Genomic DNA, 16,303 nt, shown 5'->3' on the forward strand with positions numbered 1-16,303 from the left:
ACCATGAGGCAGGGTGCACCGGTTGTCTCGACGCGTTCGCGCAAGCTACCATGGCCGCTTTGCTCTAATGGAGTCCACGCATGTTACGCGGCAGCATCGTTGCGTTAGTCACGCCCATGCACGCCGATGGCACGGTCGATGAAGAGAGCCTGGGCGCGCTCATCGACTGGCATGTCGAGTCCGGGACCACGGCGATCGTCGCCGTCGGTACCACCGGCGAATCGGCCACCCTTGACGAGGATGAGCACTGTGCGGTCATCCGCCGCTGTGTCGAGTTCGCCGCCGGGCGCATCCCCGTCATCGCCGGTACCGGTGCGAACTCGACGCGCGAGGCCATCGCGCTGACTCGTTGCGCCCAGTCGGCCGGGGCCGAGGCCGCGCTGCTGGTCACCCCCTACTACAACAAGCCGACGCAGGAAGGGCTCTATCTGCATTTCAAGGCGATCGCCGAGGCGGTCGACCTGCCGCAGATCCTCTACAACGTCCCCGGGCGTACCGCCTGCGACATGCACGACGAGACGGTGGCGCGCCTGGCCGCGATCGACAACATCGTCGGCATCAAGGACGCCACCGCCGATCTCGCCCGGCTGGAGACCGTGCGCGCGAGCTGTGGCCCGGACTTCGCCCTCTACAGCGGCGATGACGCCACCGGCTGCGAGTTCATGCTGCGCGGCGGTGACGGGGTGATCTCGGTGACGACCAATGTCGCTCCGCGCCAGATGCAGGCGATGTGCGCCGCGGCGCTCGCCGGAGAGCGCGAGCAGGCCGTCGCCCTCGATCAGCCCCTCGCCGGTCTGCATGCCGAGTTGTTCGTGCAGTCCAACCCGATCCCGGTAAAATGGGCGGTCTCCGAACTGGGGCGCTGTCCGCGCGGGATCCGGTTGCCGTTGACCTGGCTCTCCGATGAATATCACGGACGTGTCAGGGCCGCCATGGAGCGGGCCGGCATCCTCTGATCGTCACGCCTGGGCCGGGGGCCGCTGCGGCACCACCCCGGCCGGCGCCCACGCGTCCCCCAACTCCACTGAGAGGTTGCTGACGTTGAGAGCAAGTTTTTGGCTGCCCGGTGTCTGTGCCGTGGCGATCCTGGTCCCCCTGATGGCCGGCTGCAGCATGTCTGCCGTCAACGACGCGCTGCCCGACCAGCGTCTCGCCTACAAGAAGCAGCGCGAGGCCGGTGAGAACCTCGAAGTTCCGCCGGACCTGGTCGGCAGCAGCTTCGACGACGCGCTCGACGTGCCCGGAGTCGTGGCCGGTACCACCACCTATTCCGAATACTCCGGCTCGCGCGCGGCGCGGGCACGGATCGCCGCCTCGGGTTCCTCGGAGGTGCTGCCCGAGGTCGCCGACGTCGAACTCAAGCGTCGCGGTGACGAGCGCTGGCTCGAGGTCGAGGGTTCGCCGCAGCAGGTGTGGTCGCGGGTCGTCGCCTTCTGGCGCGAGCAGGGGATCCTGCTGCTCGACCAGAACCCCGCTGTCGGGGTGATGCGCACCGACTGGCTCGACAACCGCGCCGAGATCCGCAAGGACTTCGTCACCCGCATGCTGAGCAAGGTGGTCGAGGGGGTCTACGCCACCTCGACGCGCGATCAGTACCGGGTGCGCATTGAGCGCGGCACCGGCGCCGGCACCACCGATGTCCATCTCAGTCATCGCGGCATGGAGGAGAAGCTGGTCACCAACGCCCTCGGCGACAGTGCCGGGACGGTGTGGGAGCCCAGTGGCCGTGATGCCGGCAAGGAGGCCGAGATGCTGCGTCGGCTGATGATCTATCTCGGTGCCTCGACGCAGCGTGCCGCGACGGTGGTCGCCGCGGGCGGTGATACGGTTGCGCCGCAGCGGGCGCGACTGACCGAGGACGGTGGTGTCCAGGTGCTGGCGATCGACGAGGAGTTCCGGCGTGCCTGGCGCCTGACCGGCTCGGCGCTCGATCGCGCCGGCTTCGCGGTCGAGGATCGCGACCAGAGCCGAGGGCTCTATTACGTTCGCTACGGCGGCGAGGGCGGGCGTGCGGTCGAGGGCGAGGAGAAGCGCGGCATGTTCTCGCGTCTGGCCTTCTGGCGCGGCAAGGGCGAGTCGGAGGAGGGGGTACGTCAGTACCTGATCCAGGTCGAGGGCGATACCCAGAAATCCCGCGTCCGGGTGCTCGACGACAAGGGGCGGATCGACGACTCGGCCAGCGCCGAGCGTATCCTCGGTCTGCTGCAGGCCGAGATCCGCTGACGACAAGGCCGGTGACTGACAGTCCGGGTGTTGCCCGTGGGTTGCCGTTTTACGGCAACCCGGCGTCTGTCTCGGCGCACGATGTCCGACCGCGGTCGTCTGCCTCAAGGCGGGCCGGCGCCTGGTGTCGGTTGCCGGCCTCGATGTCCGTCCGCGCGCCTCAGTCCTCGGCGTCGGTCAGCCAGCCCTGCAGGGCGTCGACCAGTGACTGCGCCTGGGCGCGGCTGGAGATGTTGAACTTCGACTGCTGTCGATACTCGCCGCTGCGCTTCTGATAGCGGCGGATGGTGAACTTGTCCGGGCCGTAGCAGTTCTTGGCGCGGTCCCAGTCGCGATAGCGGAAGACGATGGTCGTCCAGCTCCCCTTGGAGAGGATCACCTTGTCGAGTTGCTGCGTGGTTTCGATCCCGTCCTCGACATAGCTGACGGACAGGTCTTCGACCGTTTCGGTCATTGATTGAATCTCCTTGCTGATGATGGACCGCGTTCAGCGGTTTGCGCGCGCACCATTGCGCAGCAGCAACCGCTCGATGGTTCCGGCGTCCGGGCCGATTCCGGGTTGGCGCGCCAGTTCCAGTGGCAGACGGCCCTTGCCGTCGACGCGGTTGACGTCGGCGCCATTGTCGATGAGTCGGGAGACGGCGTCGAGATGGCCGCCGGCGATGGCCAGGTGCAGCGCGGTCCATCCCTGCTCGTCGGGTTGGTCGATGACCGCGCCCTGTTCGAGTAGGAAGGTGTGGACGTCGCGGTCGGCGTTGCCGGTGGCGGCCTGCTCGAGCAGTAGTCGCTGAGGGTCGAAGGTGGCGCCGGCCTCGATCAGCATCTGCGCGAAGAGGATCTTGCCGTTGGCCAGCGCGATCTCGAGTGGGGTCTGGTCGGCGCCGTTGCGCCGTTCGGGGTCGGCGCCGTGCTCGAGCAGGGCGCGACCGATGCTGACCCGATTGGTGCGAGCGACGATGTGCAACGGGTAGTCGCCGGTGGCGTCGGGGCGGTCGGTCTCGTCCTCCCAGTAGAGGTGGCGCTTGACCTGATCGAGATCGCCGACCTCGAGTGCGCGGAACAGATTGAGTGTCGGCGGTGGTGGTTCGCTACAGGCGCCGAGCACGGCAACGAACAGGATAGGCAGTAAACGATGCATCGGATGATGGACGAGATCGCCGGCGACAAGGCTCGGTTGATGGTAAGGCCTGCCCTCGGGAGGGTGCAAGCCGTGTGTCAGGACATGGGGGCGGGACGATGATCGGCAAGCTGGTGCTGACCCTGGCGGTGATCGCTGGGGCCTATCTGGTGGTGCGCGCGCGCTGGCGGGGCGAGTCGGTTCCGGGCGTGCGTCTGGGTCTGCCCCCGCGCGCGCTGCGTTGGGCGGCGACGGGACTGCTGCTGGTCATGCTCGGGGCGAGTGGGTTCTATCTGCTGTATGACTGGCGGCAGGCGCGCGAGGTGGTCGAGGTGCGGGTGCTCAATGTCGCCAGCGGCGCCGAGATCCGCTATCTGGCGCGCCGTGGTTCGGTCGAGGGGCGGCGCTTTCGTACCCTCGACGGGATCGAGGTGCGTCTTGCCGACGTCGAGCGGATGCTGCTCGCGCCCGCTCAGCCCGACGCCGTGGCAGGGCCGTAGCGTACGCCGCCGCTGGCGACATAGGCCGCGAGGACGGCAATCGCGCGTGGGCGCAGCAGGTCGCGGGTGACCGCGATTCCGCGTTGTGCATAGCGCGCCACCCAGTCGACGGGCTTGTCCCCTTCGTCGAAACCGATCGCGCGCACGTCGCTGTCGCGAGCCCCGCAGTAGAGTGCCTCGACCCCGCTCCAGGGGATCGCGCCCATGCACATAGCGCAGGGCTCGGCGCTGCTCACCAGCACGCAACCACCGCGGCAGGCGCGTCCCAGGTCGTCGTCGCCGAGCCGTTGCTGGGCGCTCGCCAGCGCCAGCATCTCGGCATGGGCGAGCGAGCAGTGGCTGGCGGTGACGCGGTTGACCCCGGCGCCGAGCAGATGCCCATCGGCGCGTGTGAACACCGCCGCGCCGAAGGGGCCACCGCTACGCTGGCGTACATTGGTCTCGGCCAGGGTGAGCACCAGCGCCATCTGTGCCTCGGGGTCGGGCAGGGGTGTGGCGCGGGTCGCGAGGAGTTCGTTCAACCAGTCGGGGTGGGTGATATGGATCGCTTGCATGCGACATGTCTGCGCTGGTGGTGGTGCAGGGATGCTGACATGGCCTGTGTCGTCGAGAAAGGCCGGGGCTTGAATTTCGCCAGCCGCCCATAACTTCTCTCCCTGATCGCGTCGCCTCTGGCGGTGCCTGGACCCAAGATCCTCTGCATAGGGAGCGTTACGAATGCGTCATTCGATCCTTGCACTGGGCTGTAGCGCCCTGCTCGCCGCGACTCCGGCACTCGCCGACTGGACTCTCGACCCCGAGCGCTCGCACCTGGCCTTCGTCTCGATCAAGTCGGGCGATGTCGCCGAGATCAACACCTTCGAGGAGGTGCATGGCGTGGTCGGTGAGCAGGGCGATGTCACCGTGACGCTGATGCTCGACAGCGTCGAGACACTGATCCCGATCCGCAACGAGCGCATGCGCGAGATGTTGTTCGAGACCGCCGACTATCGCGAGGCGGTGCTCGAGGCCAAGGTCGATCCCGTGCAGCTCGCTGGGCTCGAAGTCGGGGCGCTGATGCCCTTGATCGCCGAGGGGCGACTGTCGTTACACGGCGAGACCCAGCCGATGACCATCAGCATGCAGGTGGCGAGACTCGATGCAACGACGCTGATGGTGGCCACGACCAAGCCGCTGATCGTCGATGCGGAGAAGTTCGGGTTGAGCGATGGGGTGGAGCGGCTGCGCGAGATCGCCGGGCTCGAGCGTATCGCCCGGGCGGTGCCGGTGAGCTTTGTCGCGACCTTCGTTGCTCAGCCGGAGTGAGCCGCTCCGGGGGTGTCGCTTGACTTGTCCGTGGTGAGTTCGGACACTCGGGAAGACGCGGCCGAGCCGCGCATCGAAAGCCTGTCGATGCGTGGGGTCAGACCCCGGGGCATGGTGCCCTGGGGCGCGGTTGCGAGTGTGACGAGGTTCGTTCAATCATGAAGTGGTATGCCATCCTGCTGGGTGCCGTGATCGGTGCGATCAGCGGTGTCGCGGTGGGTTATTTCCTGATCCCGCACCTGCTTTCCGGCAACTCCGGCGCCCAGTCGCTCGAGGGCGCGGTGTCGAACCCCTTGCCGGGCGTTGCCGTGGTCGCGGCGGCACCCGTGCAGCCCGCCTGATTTCATCCGCCGCCGGACGACGCGTGTCGTCCGGCGGCGTGTCAGCCGATCAGAACCCTTCGGTCGAGGTGAACAGCCCCACGCGCAGGTCCTTGGCGGTGTAGATGGTGCGACCGTCGACCTGGACGATGCCGTCACCGATGCCGAGCACCAGCTTGCGCGAGATCACCCGCTTCATGTCGATGTGATAGGTGACCTTGCTCGCCTCGGGCAGCACCTGTCCGGTGAACTTGACCTCGCCGACGCCGAGCGCGCGGCCGTGGCCGGGGTTGCCGATCCAGGCCAGGTAGAAACCGACCAGCTGCCACAGTGCGTCGAGTCCAAGACAGCCGGGCATCACCGGATCGCCGGGGAAGTGACACTGGAAGAACCAGAGATCGGGGTTGACGTCGAGTTCGGCGAGGATCTCGCCCTTGCCATTGGCGCCGCCGAAGTCGGCGATGCGCAGGATGCGGTCCATCATCAGCATGTTGGGCACAGGCAGCTGCGCGTTGCCCGGGCCGAACATCTCCCCGTGGCCGCAGGCGAGGAGTTCTTCCCTGTCGAAGGAGGCTTCTTTGGTCATGATCGTGATTCTGCTGTCAGGAATGGGCGGGGGCGAGGCCTGTCGTCGGCCTCGCCGCTCGGGGACGGCGCCGGGACGGGCCGTCGGGGGCGACGGGGCACGCTCGCCCCGTCGCTGGATCAGGCGTTCGGCTGCAACCGCTCGCGGATGAAGTCGACGATGGCATCGACCGCGACGAGCTGCATCTCGGCGTCGCAGCGGCCCTTGTACTCGACCATGCCCTGATCGAGGCCCTTGTCGCCGACGACGATGCGGTGCGGGACTCCGATCAGCTCCATGTCGGCGAACATGAATCCGGGGCGGGCGTCGCGGTCGTCGAGCAGGACGTCGACACCGGCCGCGCGCAGCGTCTCGTAGAGCTGCTCGACGGTCTCTCTCACCCGGTAGGACTTGCCCATGCGCATCGGCACCAGAGCGACCTCGAAGGGGGCGATGGGCGCCGGCCAGCAGATGCCCTTGTCGTCGTGGTGTTGCTCGATGGCGGCGGCGACGACGCGCGAGACGCCGATGCCGTAGCAACCCATGGTCATGGCCGTGGCGCGGCCGTCCTCGCCGAGCACGGTGGCCTTCATCGTCTCGCTGTACTTGCGTCCGAGCTGGAAGATGTGGCCGACCTCGATGCCGCGGGCGATGGTCAGGGTACCCTGGCCGTCGGGGCTGGGGTCGCCCTCGACCACGTTACGCAGGTCGGCGACCTCGGGCAGCGCCAGGTCACGCTCCCAGTTGAGCCCGAACCAGTGCTTGCCGTCGCTGTTGGCGCCGGCGGCGAAGTCGGCGGCGACCGCCACCGCGCGGTCGACGATGCAGGGGATCGGCAGCTCGCGCGGACCGAGCGAGCCGGGGCCTGCGCCGATCGCGTCACGGATCTCGCCTTCGCTGGCCATGCGCAGCGGGCTGGCGACCTGGGGCAGCTTCTCGGCCTTGATGGCGTTGAGTTCGTGATCGCCACGCACCACCAGCGCGACCAGCTCGGCCTCGCTGTCCTCGGCCGCGGCGACCACCAGGGTCTTGACGGTGCGCTCGATCGACAGCCCGAAGCCCTCGACCAGATCGGCGATGGTGCGGGTGTCTGGGGTGTCGACCAGGCGCGCCGCCTCACCCGGTGCGGGGCGCTCGGCGCGCGGCGCCACGGCCTCGGCCAGCTCGACGTTGGCGGCATAGTCGCTGGCGTCGGAGAAGGCGATGGCGTCCTCGCCGGAGCTGGCGAGGACGTGGAATTCGTGCGAGGCGCTGCCGCCGATGCTGCCGTTGTCGGCCTGTACCGGGCGGAAGTCGAGCCCGCAGCGGGTGAAGATGCGGCTGTAGGTGGCGTGCATCTCGCGGTAGGTCCGATCGAGCGAGTCGTCATCGAGATGGAAGGAATAGGCGTCCTTCATCAGGAACTCGCGCGCGCGCATCACCCCGAAGCGGGGACGGATCTCGTCGCGGAACTTGGTCTGGATCTGATAGAAGTTGACCGGCAGCTGCTTGTAGCTCTTGATCTCGCTGCGTGCCAGGTCGGTGATGATCTCCTCGTGGGTCGGGCCGAAGCAGAACTCGCGCTGGTGACGGTCACGCAGTCGCAGCAGCTCCGGGCCGTATTGCTCCCAGCGCCCCGACTCCTGCCACAGCTCGGCCGGCTGCACCGCCGGCATCGAGACCTCGAGCGCGCCGCTGCGATCCATCTCCTCGCGCACGATGCGCTCGACCTTGCGCAGCACCCGTAGCCCCAGCGGCAGCCAGGTGTAGAGGCCGGCGGCGAGCTTGCGGATCATGCCGGCGCGCAGCATCAACTGGTGGCTGGCGATCTCGGCGTCGGCGGGGGTTTCTTTGACGGTGTGCAGGGGGAATTGGGATGTGCGCATTGGGCAAGGGGCCAGGACGTGAAATACGCGAGTTTAGGGTGCAACGGTGGCGAGCACAACGGGGGCGCCGGGCTGCCGGGCGGTTGTCTGCGAGTGCTTGCCTCTGGCCGGCACCTTGGTCATTGTGTCGAGCTGAGCGCGTTTCGCACAGGACGTGCAATCTATACTTGAACGGATAATCATGAGCCGCGGCCCTTGTTGGTGGCCGTGTACCGACGCAGCCAGATCTCTCCGATGAGTAAACACGCAGAGTCCAGTTTCCACGAGCGCCGCACCCAGGCACGCATCAGCGCCGAGATCCCCATCAAGGTCAGGTTGCCGGGGCGTGACCAGCCCGTCTCGGCGCTGAACCAGGATCTCTCTTGGGGCGGGGCGCGCTTCATCGTCAGTGGCAAGTCGCTCGATGGCCAGCTGCCGACCCGCGAGGCCGGCCCCCTGACCCTGCTGCTACCCTGGACCGGTGGCGGTCAGATCACCGCTGAGGCCGAACTCGCCCGCGCCCAGCGTCTTGCCGACGGACGCTATCAGGTCGCGGTTCGTTTCCAGAGCCTGTCGCCGCGCAGCCAGGCCCGGCTCGAGAAGCTGCTCAACATGCTCTGTCCGCGCGATGGCGTCGATGGACCGGCGCTGGTGCGCGAACTCAACATCACCATGGCCGACGCCAGCGACATGCGCCACACCCTCAAGCAGGTCGTCAGTGGCGAGGTGACGCTGAGCGCCTTCGAGTCCTATGCGGTGGATCAGAGCATCCGCCTGGTGATCCGGGGCGATGGCGATCTGCCCTCGTTGCGGCTGCGCGCGCGGGTGCGCGAGGTGACGATCGCGCGTGCGGCCGATGGCAACTGGCCGGCGCTCTATTCGTTGAGGTTCGCGATCGAGCACCCGCGTCCGATGCTCAAGAAGCTCGTCGAGTTGCTCCTCGAGCAGCTGCCGAGCGACTGGAAGGCCCCGGCGTCGAGCTACGCCGAGGCGCCGGACTGGTTGCGTGGCGCGCACTTGGCAAGCCCCAGCGAGGTGGTGCCGCCCTCGACCGATAGTTGCTCGACGCTCGAGGCGCGCTATCCCGATGCGCTCAATTATCTGGCGCTGGTCTGGGGGGACTCCGAGGCCTTCGATCTGCGTTTCCAGGAGCTGATCATCGGTGAGTACGCCGAGCCCGGTGGCTGGCCGGAGGATGCCTGGGAGGAGCTGGGGCTGCTGCAGGACGTCCACGATCAGGCCTACGGGGTACCGAGCGTGCGCGACAACCCGCTGCGCGGTGGGCGGGTGACCTGAATCCCGGCCTGGCTTGACCCCCGTTCGGTATGCCTGTAATTTCGATCCCTTTTCAACCAATTTCACCTGTTCCCTGGTATCGACCCCGGACCCGTGCCGTTCGGCCGCTTCCGGTCGCGGGGCGCGTATGTGCTCCGTCGAGTGTCGCAGTATCAAGGTAGGTGATCGGAGGTCGTAGAGGTGACACTGTCAGTGGAGCCGGATGAAATGGGCGCGGACGCGGCCGAGGGGCCGTCTGGACCGCTGTTGAGCGGCGGCGAGATCGTCGTCCAGGCACTGGCCGACGAGGGCGTCGAGTGCGTATTCGGCTATCCCGGCGGTGCCGTCCTGCACATCTACGACGCACTCTTCCGTCACGGCGCGCTGCGTCACATCCTGGTGCGTCACGAGCAGGCCGCGGCCCATGCCGCCGATGGCTATTCTCGCGCCACCGGCAAGTGCGGCGTCTGCCTGGTCACCTCGGGGCCGGGCGCGACCAACGTGGTCACCGGGATCGCTACCGCCTATATGGACTCGATCCCGATGGTGGTGCTCACCGGTCAGGTGCCGACCCCGGTGATCGGCAGCGATGCCTTTCAGGAGGTCGACACCGTCGGCATCACCCGGCCCTGCGTCAAGCACAACTTCCTCGTCAAGGACGTGCGCGAGCTGGCGCTGACCATCCGCAAGGCCTTCTATATCGCCACTTCGGGGCGACCCGGTCCGGTGGTGGTCGATATCCCCAAGGATGTCACCGACCCCGGTATCAAGGTGCCCTATGCGTATCCGCGCGAGGTGCGGATGCGCTCCTACAGCCCGATCGAGAAGGGCCACTCGGGGCAGATCCGCCGCGCCGTCGAGCTGATGCGCGCGGCCAAGCGGCCGGTGTTCTACACCGGCGGCGGGGTGGTGCTCGGCGAGGCCTCGGGGCAACTCACCGAGCTGGTGCGTGAGTCCGGCTTCCCGATCACCAGTACACTGATGGGGCTGGGTGCCTATCCGACGAGCGATCGTCAGTTCCTCGGCATGCTCGGCATGCACGGGACCTACGAGGCGAACATGGCGATGCACGAGACCGATGTGTTGATCGCCGTCGGCGCGCGCTTCGATGACCGCGTCACCGGCAAGATCGAGCACTTCTGTCCCAACGCCAAGATCGTCCACATCGATGTCGATCCCTCCTCGATCTCGAAGAACGTCAAGGTCGACGTGCCCATCGTCGGTCAGGTCGGCAAGGTGCTCGAGGAGATGCTGCGGCTCTATCGCGAGCAGCCGGCGGTTCCGGGCACCGACACGGCGCTTGCCGCCTGGTGGGAGCAGATCGCACAGTGGCGCGCGCTCGACTGTCTCCAGTACGATCGCACCAGCAGCACGATCAAGCCGCAGTTCGCCATCGAGACCCTGCACAAGGTCACCAAGGGCGATCTCTACCTCACCTCGGATGTCGGTCAGCACCAGATGTTCGCGGCCCAGTTCTACGGCTTCGACAAGCCGCGGCGCTGGATCAACTCCGGCGGGCTCGGCACCATGGGCTTCGGCCTGCCGGCGGCCATCGGCGTCCAGCTCGGTCATCCCGACGCCCAGGTCGCCTGTGTCTCGGGCGAGGCGAGTATCCTCATGTGCATCCAGGAGCTGGCCACCTGCATGCAGTACGGCCTGCCGATCAAGGTGATCCTGCTCAACAACGGCTATATGGGCATGGTGCGGCAGTGGCAGGAGTTCTTCTACGACGGCCGTTACGCGCACTCCTATGTCGACGCGGTGCCCGACTTCGTCAAGCTCGCCGAGAGCTTCGGTCATGTCGGCATGCGCGTGGAGCGCCCGGAGGAGTTGGAGTCGGCGATGCAGGAGGCGTTCGCGATGACCGACCGGTTCGTGTTCCTCGACGTGGTGGTCGATCCCACGGAGAACGTCTATCCGATGATCGCCGCCGGCAAGGGCCAGCACGAGATGCAGCTCTCGCCGAGCCTGTCCGATCGAGAACTGGCCTGAGCGCCGCGCCGACACAAGACGAGAAGATCACATGAGACACATCATCGCCGTGTTGCTGGAGAACGAGGCGGGCGCGCTGTCGCGTGTTGCCGGGCTGTTCTCGGCCCGTGGCTACAACATCGAATCCCTGACCGTCGCTCCGACCGACGATCCCACGCTCTCGCGCATGACGCTGGTGACCACCGGCAACGACGACATCGTCGAGCAGATCAAGAAGCAGCTCAACAAGCTCGTCGATACCGTCAAGCTGCTCGATCTCTGCGAGGGCCCGCACATCGAGCGCGAGATGATGCTGGTCAAGGTGCGCGCCGAGCGGCGTGACCGCGAGGAGCTGAAGCGTCTGGTCGACATCTTCCGCGCCAAGATCATCGATGTCACCGACACCAGTTATGTCATCGAACTGACCGGGGCGACCCACAAGCTCGACGCCTTCATCGATACCGTCGCCGAGGAGCTGATCATCGAGGTCGTGCGCTCCGGGCCGACCGGGATCTCCCGTGGCGAGAAGGGTCTGACCATCTAGCCTCCGGTATCCATGTGGCGTCCGGGCGGCATCGCCCGGACGCCTTCCGCTTCCATATCCGTCGCCGCGCGGATATCACCATCCGATAGGATCCACACCCATGAGCATCAACGTTTACTACGACAAAGACGCCGATCTGTCCCTCATCCAGGGCAAGCAGGTCGCCATCATCGGCTATGGTTCGCAGGGCCACGCCCATGCCAACAACCTCAAGGACTCCGGCGTCTCGGTCACCGTCGGTCTGCGCGAGGGTTCGGCCTCGGCGGTCAAGGCGGCCAACGCCGGTCTGGCGGTGAAGTCGATCGAGGAGGCTGTTGCCGGTGCCGACGTGGTGATGGTGCTCGCCCCCGACGAACACCAGGGCGCGCTCTACCGCGACCAGATCGCCCCCAACATCAAGCAGGGTGCGGCGCTCGCCTTCGCCCACGGCTTCAACGTCCACTTCGGTCAGATCGAGCCGCGCGAGGACCTCGACGTCATCATGATCGCGCCCAAGGGCCCCGGTCACCTGGTGCGCTCGACCTACACCCAGGGCGGCGGCGTGCCGAGCCTGATCGCGGTCTACCAGGACGCCACCGGCCAGGCCCGCGACATCGCCATGGCCTATGCCTCGGCCAACGGCGGCGGCCGCGCCGGCATCATCGAGACCAGCTTCCGCGAGGAGTGCGAGACCGACCTCTTCGGTGAGCAGGCGGTGCTCTGCGGCGGCCTGGTGTCGCTGATCCAGAACGGCTTCGAGACCCTGGTCGAGGCCGGCTATGCTCCCGAGATGGCCTACTTCGAGTGCCTCCACGAGGTCAAGCTGATCGTCGACCTGATCTACGAGGGCGGCATCGCCAACATGCGCTACTCGATCTCCAACACCGCCGAGTACGGTGATCTCACCCGTGGTCCGCGCGTCGTCAACGCCGAGTCCAAGGCCGAGATGAAGCGTGTGCTCGAGGAGATCCAGTCGGGTCAGTTCGCCAAGGAGTTCATCCTCGAGAACCAGGCCGGCGCCTCCTCGCTCAAGGCCCTGCGTCGTATCGGCGCCGAGCACCAGATCGAGGAAGTGGGTGAGCGTCTGCGCGAGATGATGCCCTGGATCCGCGAGCAGAAGCTGGTCGACAAGACCCGCAACTGATCGCCCCCCCCCGTCGGGACCGGCCATCCTGGTCGGTCTCGCTCGCGTCCGTGCCCGTCAGGGCGCGGGCGGCCCCTCATCCCGGACGCTCGTCCAGCGCATCCGCGAGCAAGGCTCGTGGTGGCACCTCTATCCTGATCTTCATGCCATTCGCTGCCAGCCGCAGCTCACCGCCGAGCGCTTGCAATCGCAGCTCGAGCATCTGGCCGAGCGTGGTGCGTGGCAAGTCGGCCGCGCTGCCAGGGGCGGCAATGTCGAGGATGATCGACAACCCGTCGTCGTCTCCTGTGGTGAAGCGGATGCGCGCCAGCCGATAGTGCTCGAGCAGTGCCTGCAGGGTGTCGAACAGCAGGATGCGAGTCGACCCCGAGACCACTGCGGGTCCGGCATCGAGTTCGAGCAGCGGTGGCTCGTCGCTGATGGCGCTACTCCGCACCTGGCGGTTCAACGCCTCGGCGAGGCCGAATTCGTGCAGCAGTGGCGGGCTGAGTCGAGCGCAGACGCCGCGCATCGAGGCGATCGCGTGATCGATCAGTTGATGGACGCGTTGCAGTGTTTCGCGCGAGGGATCGTCGCTCTCGCGCGCGAGACGCTGGGTGGTGAGCGCGGCGGCGGTGAGCAACTGCATCGGGTCGTCGTGCAGGGAGCGGGCGAGTCGGTGAGCGGCGCGCCCGTGTGCCACCCGTTCCTCGTCGTAGCGCCGAGCCAGTCCGATCGTCGCCGTGGTCGTCTCGACGTGCAGCCGCAGCTGGTTGATCGCCAGCGGCAGTGCGCCGCCGATCAGTACCAGTATCGCCTGATAGAGCGGGGTCAGTGCCGGTGTACCGAGTGCGCCGGCCAGCATCAGCGCGAGCAGCTCGAGTCCGCACAGCATCGCCAGCGCCGCGCGTGGCCCCAGCGCGAGGCCGAGTGCGGCGGCCAGCGGCAGCGCGAGCAGGCCCAGGAGCGGCAGCAGCGCGGCGATGCCGTGAGCGCTCAATGGCGCGCTCAACAAGGCCAACAGCAGCGCCAGCCCGAGGGTGGCGCGGGCCGTATCCTGTGCCGGTGGTGGTGGCGTGGGATGGTGTTCAGGGTGTTGACGCAACGAGAACAGGGCGGCGGTGACCAGCAAGGAGACGAAGATGGCACCGCCCTGGCCAGGTTCGGCGGTCAGGGTGTCGGGCTGGAGCAGGCTCTGTACGGCGATGACGGTCAGCGCCGTGGTGGCAATCGCCAGCAGGGCGTTGAGCGAGGGCGCAAGCATCAGTCGCCTGCGCGCCAGATAGTGTCCGAGCAGGCCGTAGAGGGGCAGCGGCAGTAAGGCCGTGGCGAGCTGGCGGGTGGCGGCCTCCTCCGGCCAGGTGATCAGTGCGCTGATCAGGGTTGCGGTGATGGGGAGCAGGAGGGCCTGCAGACCGCCGAGCACCACCGCAGCCAGGGTCAGGGCGGCCTCCGGCGCACAGAGCGATGCAACGGGCCAGCCCGGTACTTGCTGCAGCAGGATCCACAGCGGGATATAACTCAGCGCCAGGAACAACAGCGCGCGCACGATCGTTCTCCTGGAAACGGCAGACGCCCCGGGGTGCGTCGTTGCCCTGCCATCGCGGCTCGGATGGGTGCGCGATGACAGAACGCATAGAGCGGTTAGGATAGAAGATGCGCGCTCAAAAGGCGATCGCTGGTGGTGGACGGCTCAGCTGACCAGGATGGTCGCTGGGCGATGTCGCTCGGTGCAGTCACGCTCGCCCTGCTCGAGCAGGGCTGCGGGGCAGATCGCATCCTCGGGATAGCAGGCGAAGCCGATTCGTGGGCTGGGGCGCTGCTGGATGCCGCTGGACTCGACGGGCTGGGACAGCGTGGTGCGCAGGCGCTCGACTACGCGCTCGACCTTGGCCGCGCCGGTGACCTCGCTCAGCAGCAGTGCCAGCCGGGTGGCGCCGAGTCGGGCCAGACGGTCCTGGCGGCGGCGCCCGTGCTGCAGTCGCTGGATGCAGGTCTGCATCATCGTCTCGGCGTGCGCCGGGTTGGCGGGGTGTCTGCCCAAGGCGATGTCGATCACCAGCAACGCGCAGGAGCGGTTGACTCGGCGATGTTGTTGCAGCGCGCGATCGAGTAGATCGATGAGGTGCGGTCGCTCGACCCGGGGGCAGTGGTCGCGACCATCGTCACGACGTGGTGCCGGACGCAGTACCAGGGTATAGCCATCCTTGGCGCCGCCGCGCGCCGGCAGGATGCGCCCGTCGAGGGGGAAGAGCGCGCCGTCCTGGTGCAGGCCGAGCAGTCCGGCCTGGCCCAGGTCGATGCCGTCCGGGTGTCGGCTGGTGTCGACCTGCTGCAGCAGGTCGCTGAGACGCTGCTGACTCTGGTGCGCGACCAGATCTTTCCAGGAGTTGCCGCGCAACGCCTCGGGCGAGTGACCAAACAGGGGTTCGACGCCATGATCGCAGAGCACGATCTGCTCCTGGGCATCGATGCAGACAAGTACCTCGGGCGCTGTGTGCTAGACTCCGAGCGCACGGTTTGCGGGGGCGGAGGCATGTAGCACGGTGGTGTAAGGCGGCGTGCCGACCTGCCCCGGATGATGATCGAAATGGACGTCGGGCGAATTCATCTTCGAGTAGTGTCTTGCTGCACGTGTGGATGTTGATCTCCGCCTGGCGGTCGCTGACGCCAGGCTGCGGTCGTCCGCCGCGCCAGGCTGCTATGCCGGGGCTGGACGGGCCGATGAAGTCGAGTTTCATTGTCCCAGTGCAACGATGACGCTAAGATCAGGGATCCCCTGATGCCGGCATCAGGGGATCATCTCGATCGAGTTTCCCCTGTCTGGGGCGATCTTCACGCAACGTGTCTTGATCGGTGACGTATCTCCAAGTGAACGAGCCTGTAAAACGCATTCTGATCGTGGATGACCATCCGCTGGTTCGGGCCGGTCTGACGAGCCTGATCGCCGCCGAACCGGATCTCGAGGTCTGTGGCGAGGCCGAGACGCTGCGCGAGGGGTTGCAGCTGGTGCGCGATCTCACGCCGGATCTGACCGTCGTCGATCTCTCACTCGAGGACGGCAACGGTCTGGAGCTGATCAAGCGACTCAGAACCCATGATACGGAGATCCGCATCCTGGTCTGCTCTGTACACGAGGAGGCGCTGTTCGCCGAGCGTGCCATCGGTGCCGGAGCGCTCGGCTATATCAACAAGCATAAGGGGATCGACGAGGTGATCGCCGCGGTGCGCCAGACCCTGGCCGGACGGATCTATCTCAGCGCCGACATGCAGCAGCGCTTCGTCGAGGGTTTTGCGCAGAAGCGGATGCCGGCACAGTCCCCGGTCGAGCTGCTCACCGACCGCGAGCTGCAGGTGTTCATCCTCATCGGCGAGGGGTTGTCGAACGGTCGCATGGCCGAGCGGCTGCACCTCAGCGTCAAGACCATCGAGACCCACCGCGAGAAGATCAAGCGCAAGCTACAGCTCTCCTCGGCTGCCGAACTGATGCGTTACGCGGTGCAGTGGCAGCTCGAGCAGGGCTGATCGAAGGGGGCT

General features: G+C 67.0%; 17 protein-coding genes and 1 pseudogene. 10 read left to right on the forward strand and 8 right to left on the reverse strand.

Features of this window, described 5'->3' with window-relative positions:
* The first annotated feature begins 80 nt into the window (after positions 1-80).
* Positions 81-956, forward strand: a complete 876-nt coding sequence (gene dapA, locus MARPU_RS04385) for a 4-hydroxy-tetrahydrodipicolinate synthase (RefSeq protein WP_005220222.1) — start codon at positions 81-83, stop codon at positions 954-956.
* A gap of 121 nt (positions 957-1,077) precedes the next feature.
* Positions 1,078-2,223: an outer membrane protein assembly factor BamC gene (gene bamC / locus MARPU_RS04390; RefSeq protein WP_232229497.1), complete on the forward strand. Its 1,146-nt coding sequence runs from the start codon at positions 1,078-1,080 to the stop codon at positions 2,221-2,223.
* Positions 2,224-2,383: 160 nt separating this feature from the next.
* Here bamC and MARPU_RS04395 read toward each other — a convergent pair whose 3' ends face one another.
* Both MARPU_RS04395 and MARPU_RS04400 read right to left on the reverse strand, forming a co-directional pair.
* On the reverse strand, positions 2,384-2,677 hold the full coding sequence (locus MARPU_RS04395; protein ID WP_005220224.1) for a hypothetical protein: 294 nt from the start codon (positions 2,675-2,677) through the stop codon (positions 2,384-2,386).
* Positions 2,678-2,710: 33 nt separating this feature from the next.
* Positions 2,711-3,361, reverse strand: a complete 651-nt coding sequence (locus MARPU_RS04400; RefSeq protein ID WP_005220225.1) for an ankyrin repeat domain-containing protein — start codon at positions 3,359-3,361, stop codon at positions 2,711-2,713.
* Between the two features lie 98 nt (positions 3,362-3,459).
* On the opposite strand from MARPU_RS04400, the gene MARPU_RS04405 reads away from it, so the two are divergent.
* Positions 3,460-3,840, forward strand: a complete 381-nt coding sequence (locus MARPU_RS04405) for a hypothetical protein (protein ID WP_005220226.1) — start codon at positions 3,460-3,462, stop codon at positions 3,838-3,840.
* Here the strand turns inward: MARPU_RS04405 and MARPU_RS04410 are convergent.
* Positions 3,813-4,394 (reverse strand): nucleoside deaminase, encoded by a 582-nt coding sequence (locus MARPU_RS04410; protein ID WP_005220227.1) that lies wholly within the window; start codon positions 4,392-4,394, stop codon positions 3,813-3,815. The genes MARPU_RS04405 and MARPU_RS04410 overlap by 28 nt on opposite strands.
* A gap of 163 nt (positions 4,395-4,557) precedes the next feature.
* On the opposite strand from MARPU_RS04410, the gene MARPU_RS04415 reads away from it, so the two are divergent.
* Both MARPU_RS04415 and MARPU_RS04420 read left to right on the forward strand, forming a co-directional pair.
* On the forward strand, positions 4,558-5,145 hold the full coding sequence (locus MARPU_RS04415) for a YceI family protein (RefSeq protein ID WP_005220228.1): 588 nt from the start codon (positions 4,558-4,560) through the stop codon (positions 5,143-5,145).
* Between the two features lie 158 nt (positions 5,146-5,303).
* The gene (locus tag MARPU_RS04420) at positions 5,304-5,486 is read left to right on the forward strand and encodes a YtxH domain-containing protein (RefSeq protein ID WP_005220229.1); all 183 of its coding nucleotides are present in this window, start codon (positions 5,304-5,306) and stop codon (positions 5,484-5,486) included.
* 49 nt (positions 5,487-5,535) lie between these two features.
* Here the strand turns inward: MARPU_RS04420 and fabA are convergent, their stop codons facing one another.
* Both fabA and MARPU_RS04430 read right to left on the reverse strand, forming a co-directional pair.
* Positions 5,536-6,051, reverse strand: a complete 516-nt coding sequence (fabA, locus tag MARPU_RS04425; protein WP_005220230.1) for a 3-hydroxyacyl-[acyl-carrier-protein] dehydratase FabA — start codon at positions 6,049-6,051, stop codon at positions 5,536-5,538.
* A gap of 119 nt (positions 6,052-6,170) precedes the next feature.
* The gene (locus MARPU_RS04430; protein WP_005220231.1) at positions 6,171-7,895 is read right to left on the reverse strand and encodes a proline--tRNA ligase; all 1,725 of its coding nucleotides are present in this window, start codon (positions 7,893-7,895) and stop codon (positions 6,171-6,173) included.
* Positions 7,896-8,129: 234 nt separating this feature from the next.
* Between MARPU_RS04430 and MARPU_RS04435 the strand changes: the two genes are divergently transcribed.
* From MARPU_RS04435 to ilvC, 4 genes are all read left to right on the forward strand, one after another.
* Positions 8,130-9,170: a PilZ domain-containing protein gene (locus tag MARPU_RS04435; RefSeq protein WP_005220232.1), complete on the forward strand. Its 1,041-nt coding sequence runs from the start codon at positions 8,130-8,132 to the stop codon at positions 9,168-9,170.
* Between the two features lie 207 nt (positions 9,171-9,377).
* Entirely contained in the window at positions 9,378-11,141 is a 1,764-nt protein-coding gene (locus MARPU_RS04440) for an acetolactate synthase 3 large subunit (RefSeq protein ID WP_051415128.1), read from the forward strand.
* 31 nt (positions 11,142-11,172) lie between these two features.
* The gene (gene ilvN, locus MARPU_RS04445; RefSeq protein ID WP_005220234.1) at positions 11,173-11,664 is read left to right on the forward strand and encodes an acetolactate synthase small subunit; all 492 of its coding nucleotides are present in this window, start codon (positions 11,173-11,175) and stop codon (positions 11,662-11,664) included.
* Positions 11,665-11,770: 106 nt separating this feature from the next.
* Positions 11,771-12,787 carry a ketol-acid reductoisomerase gene (gene ilvC / locus MARPU_RS04450; protein ID WP_025275104.1) on the forward strand — a complete coding sequence of 339 codons (1,017 nt, stop codon included), beginning with the start codon at positions 11,771-11,773 and terminating at the stop codon, positions 12,785-12,787.
* A 76-nt stretch (positions 12,788-12,863) separates the two neighbouring features.
* Here ilvC and MARPU_RS04455 read toward each other — a convergent pair whose 3' ends face one another.
* The 3 genes and pseudogenes from MARPU_RS04455 to MARPU_RS18070 form a co-directional block, all read right to left on the reverse strand.
* Positions 12,864-14,315, reverse strand: coding sequence for a sensor histidine kinase (locus MARPU_RS04455; RefSeq protein ID WP_005220236.1), 1,452 nt, complete (start codon positions 14,313-14,315; stop codon positions 12,864-12,866).
* Positions 14,316-14,459: 144 nt separating this feature from the next.
* Positions 14,460-14,960 (reverse strand): diguanylate cyclase domain-containing protein, encoded by a 501-nt coding sequence (locus MARPU_RS04460; protein ID WP_269634389.1) that lies wholly within the window; start codon positions 14,958-14,960, stop codon positions 14,460-14,462.
* A pseudogene (locus tag MARPU_RS18070) lies at positions 14,961-15,254 on the reverse strand (PAS domain-containing protein); the annotation flags it as partial.
* Positions 15,255-15,667: 413 nt separating this feature from the next.
* Here MARPU_RS18070 and MARPU_RS04465 point away from each other — a divergent pair.
* Positions 15,668-16,291 carry a response regulator gene (locus MARPU_RS04465; RefSeq protein WP_232229498.1) on the forward strand — a complete coding sequence of 208 codons (624 nt, stop codon included), beginning with the start codon at positions 15,668-15,670 and terminating at the stop codon, positions 16,289-16,291.
* Positions 16,292-16,303 lie beyond the last annotated feature (12 nt).

Origin of the sequence: Marichromatium purpuratum 984 (assembly GCF_000224005.2) — a bacterium.
GTDB lineage: Bacteria > Pseudomonadota > Gammaproteobacteria > Chromatiales > Chromatiaceae > Marichromatium > Marichromatium purpuratum.

Coding starts and splice junctions, on each gene's coding strand:
- dapA (WP_005220222.1), top strand. CDS start 81: ATGTTACGCGGCAGCATCGTTGCGTTAGTCACGCCCATGCACGCCGAT.
- MARPU_RS04395 (WP_005220224.1), bottom strand. CDS start 2,677: ATGACCGAAACGGTCGAAGACCTGTCCGTCAGCTATGTCGAGGACGGG.
- MARPU_RS04400 (WP_005220225.1), bottom strand. CDS start 3,361: ATGCATCGTTTACTGCCTATCCTGTTCGTTGCCGTGCTCGGCGCCTGT.
- MARPU_RS04405 (WP_005220226.1), top strand. CDS start 3,460: ATGATCGGCAAGCTGGTGCTGACCCTGGCGGTGATCGCTGGGGCCTAT.
- MARPU_RS04410 (WP_005220227.1), bottom strand. CDS start 4,394: ATGCAAGCGATCCATATCACCCACCCCGACTGGTTGAACGAACTCCTC.
- MARPU_RS04415 (WP_005220228.1), top strand. CDS start 4,558: ATGCGTCATTCGATCCTTGCACTGGGCTGTAGCGCCCTGCTCGCCGCG.
- MARPU_RS04420 (WP_005220229.1), top strand. CDS start 5,304: ATGAAGTGGTATGCCATCCTGCTGGGTGCCGTGATCGGTGCGATCAGC.
- fabA (WP_005220230.1), bottom strand. CDS start 6,051: ATGACCAAAGAAGCCTCCTTCGACAGGGAAGAACTCCTCGCCTGCGGC.
- MARPU_RS04430 (WP_005220231.1), bottom strand. CDS start 7,895: ATGCGCACATCCCAATTCCCCCTGCACACCGTCAAAGAAACCCCCGCC.
- MARPU_RS04435 (WP_005220232.1), top strand. CDS start 8,130: ATGAGTAAACACGCAGAGTCCAGTTTCCACGAGCGCCGCACCCAGGCA.
- MARPU_RS04440 (WP_051415128.1), top strand. CDS start 9,378: ATGGGCGCGGACGCGGCCGAGGGGCCGTCTGGACCGCTGTTGAGCGGC.
- ilvN (WP_005220234.1), top strand. CDS start 11,173: ATGAGACACATCATCGCCGTGTTGCTGGAGAACGAGGCGGGCGCGCTG.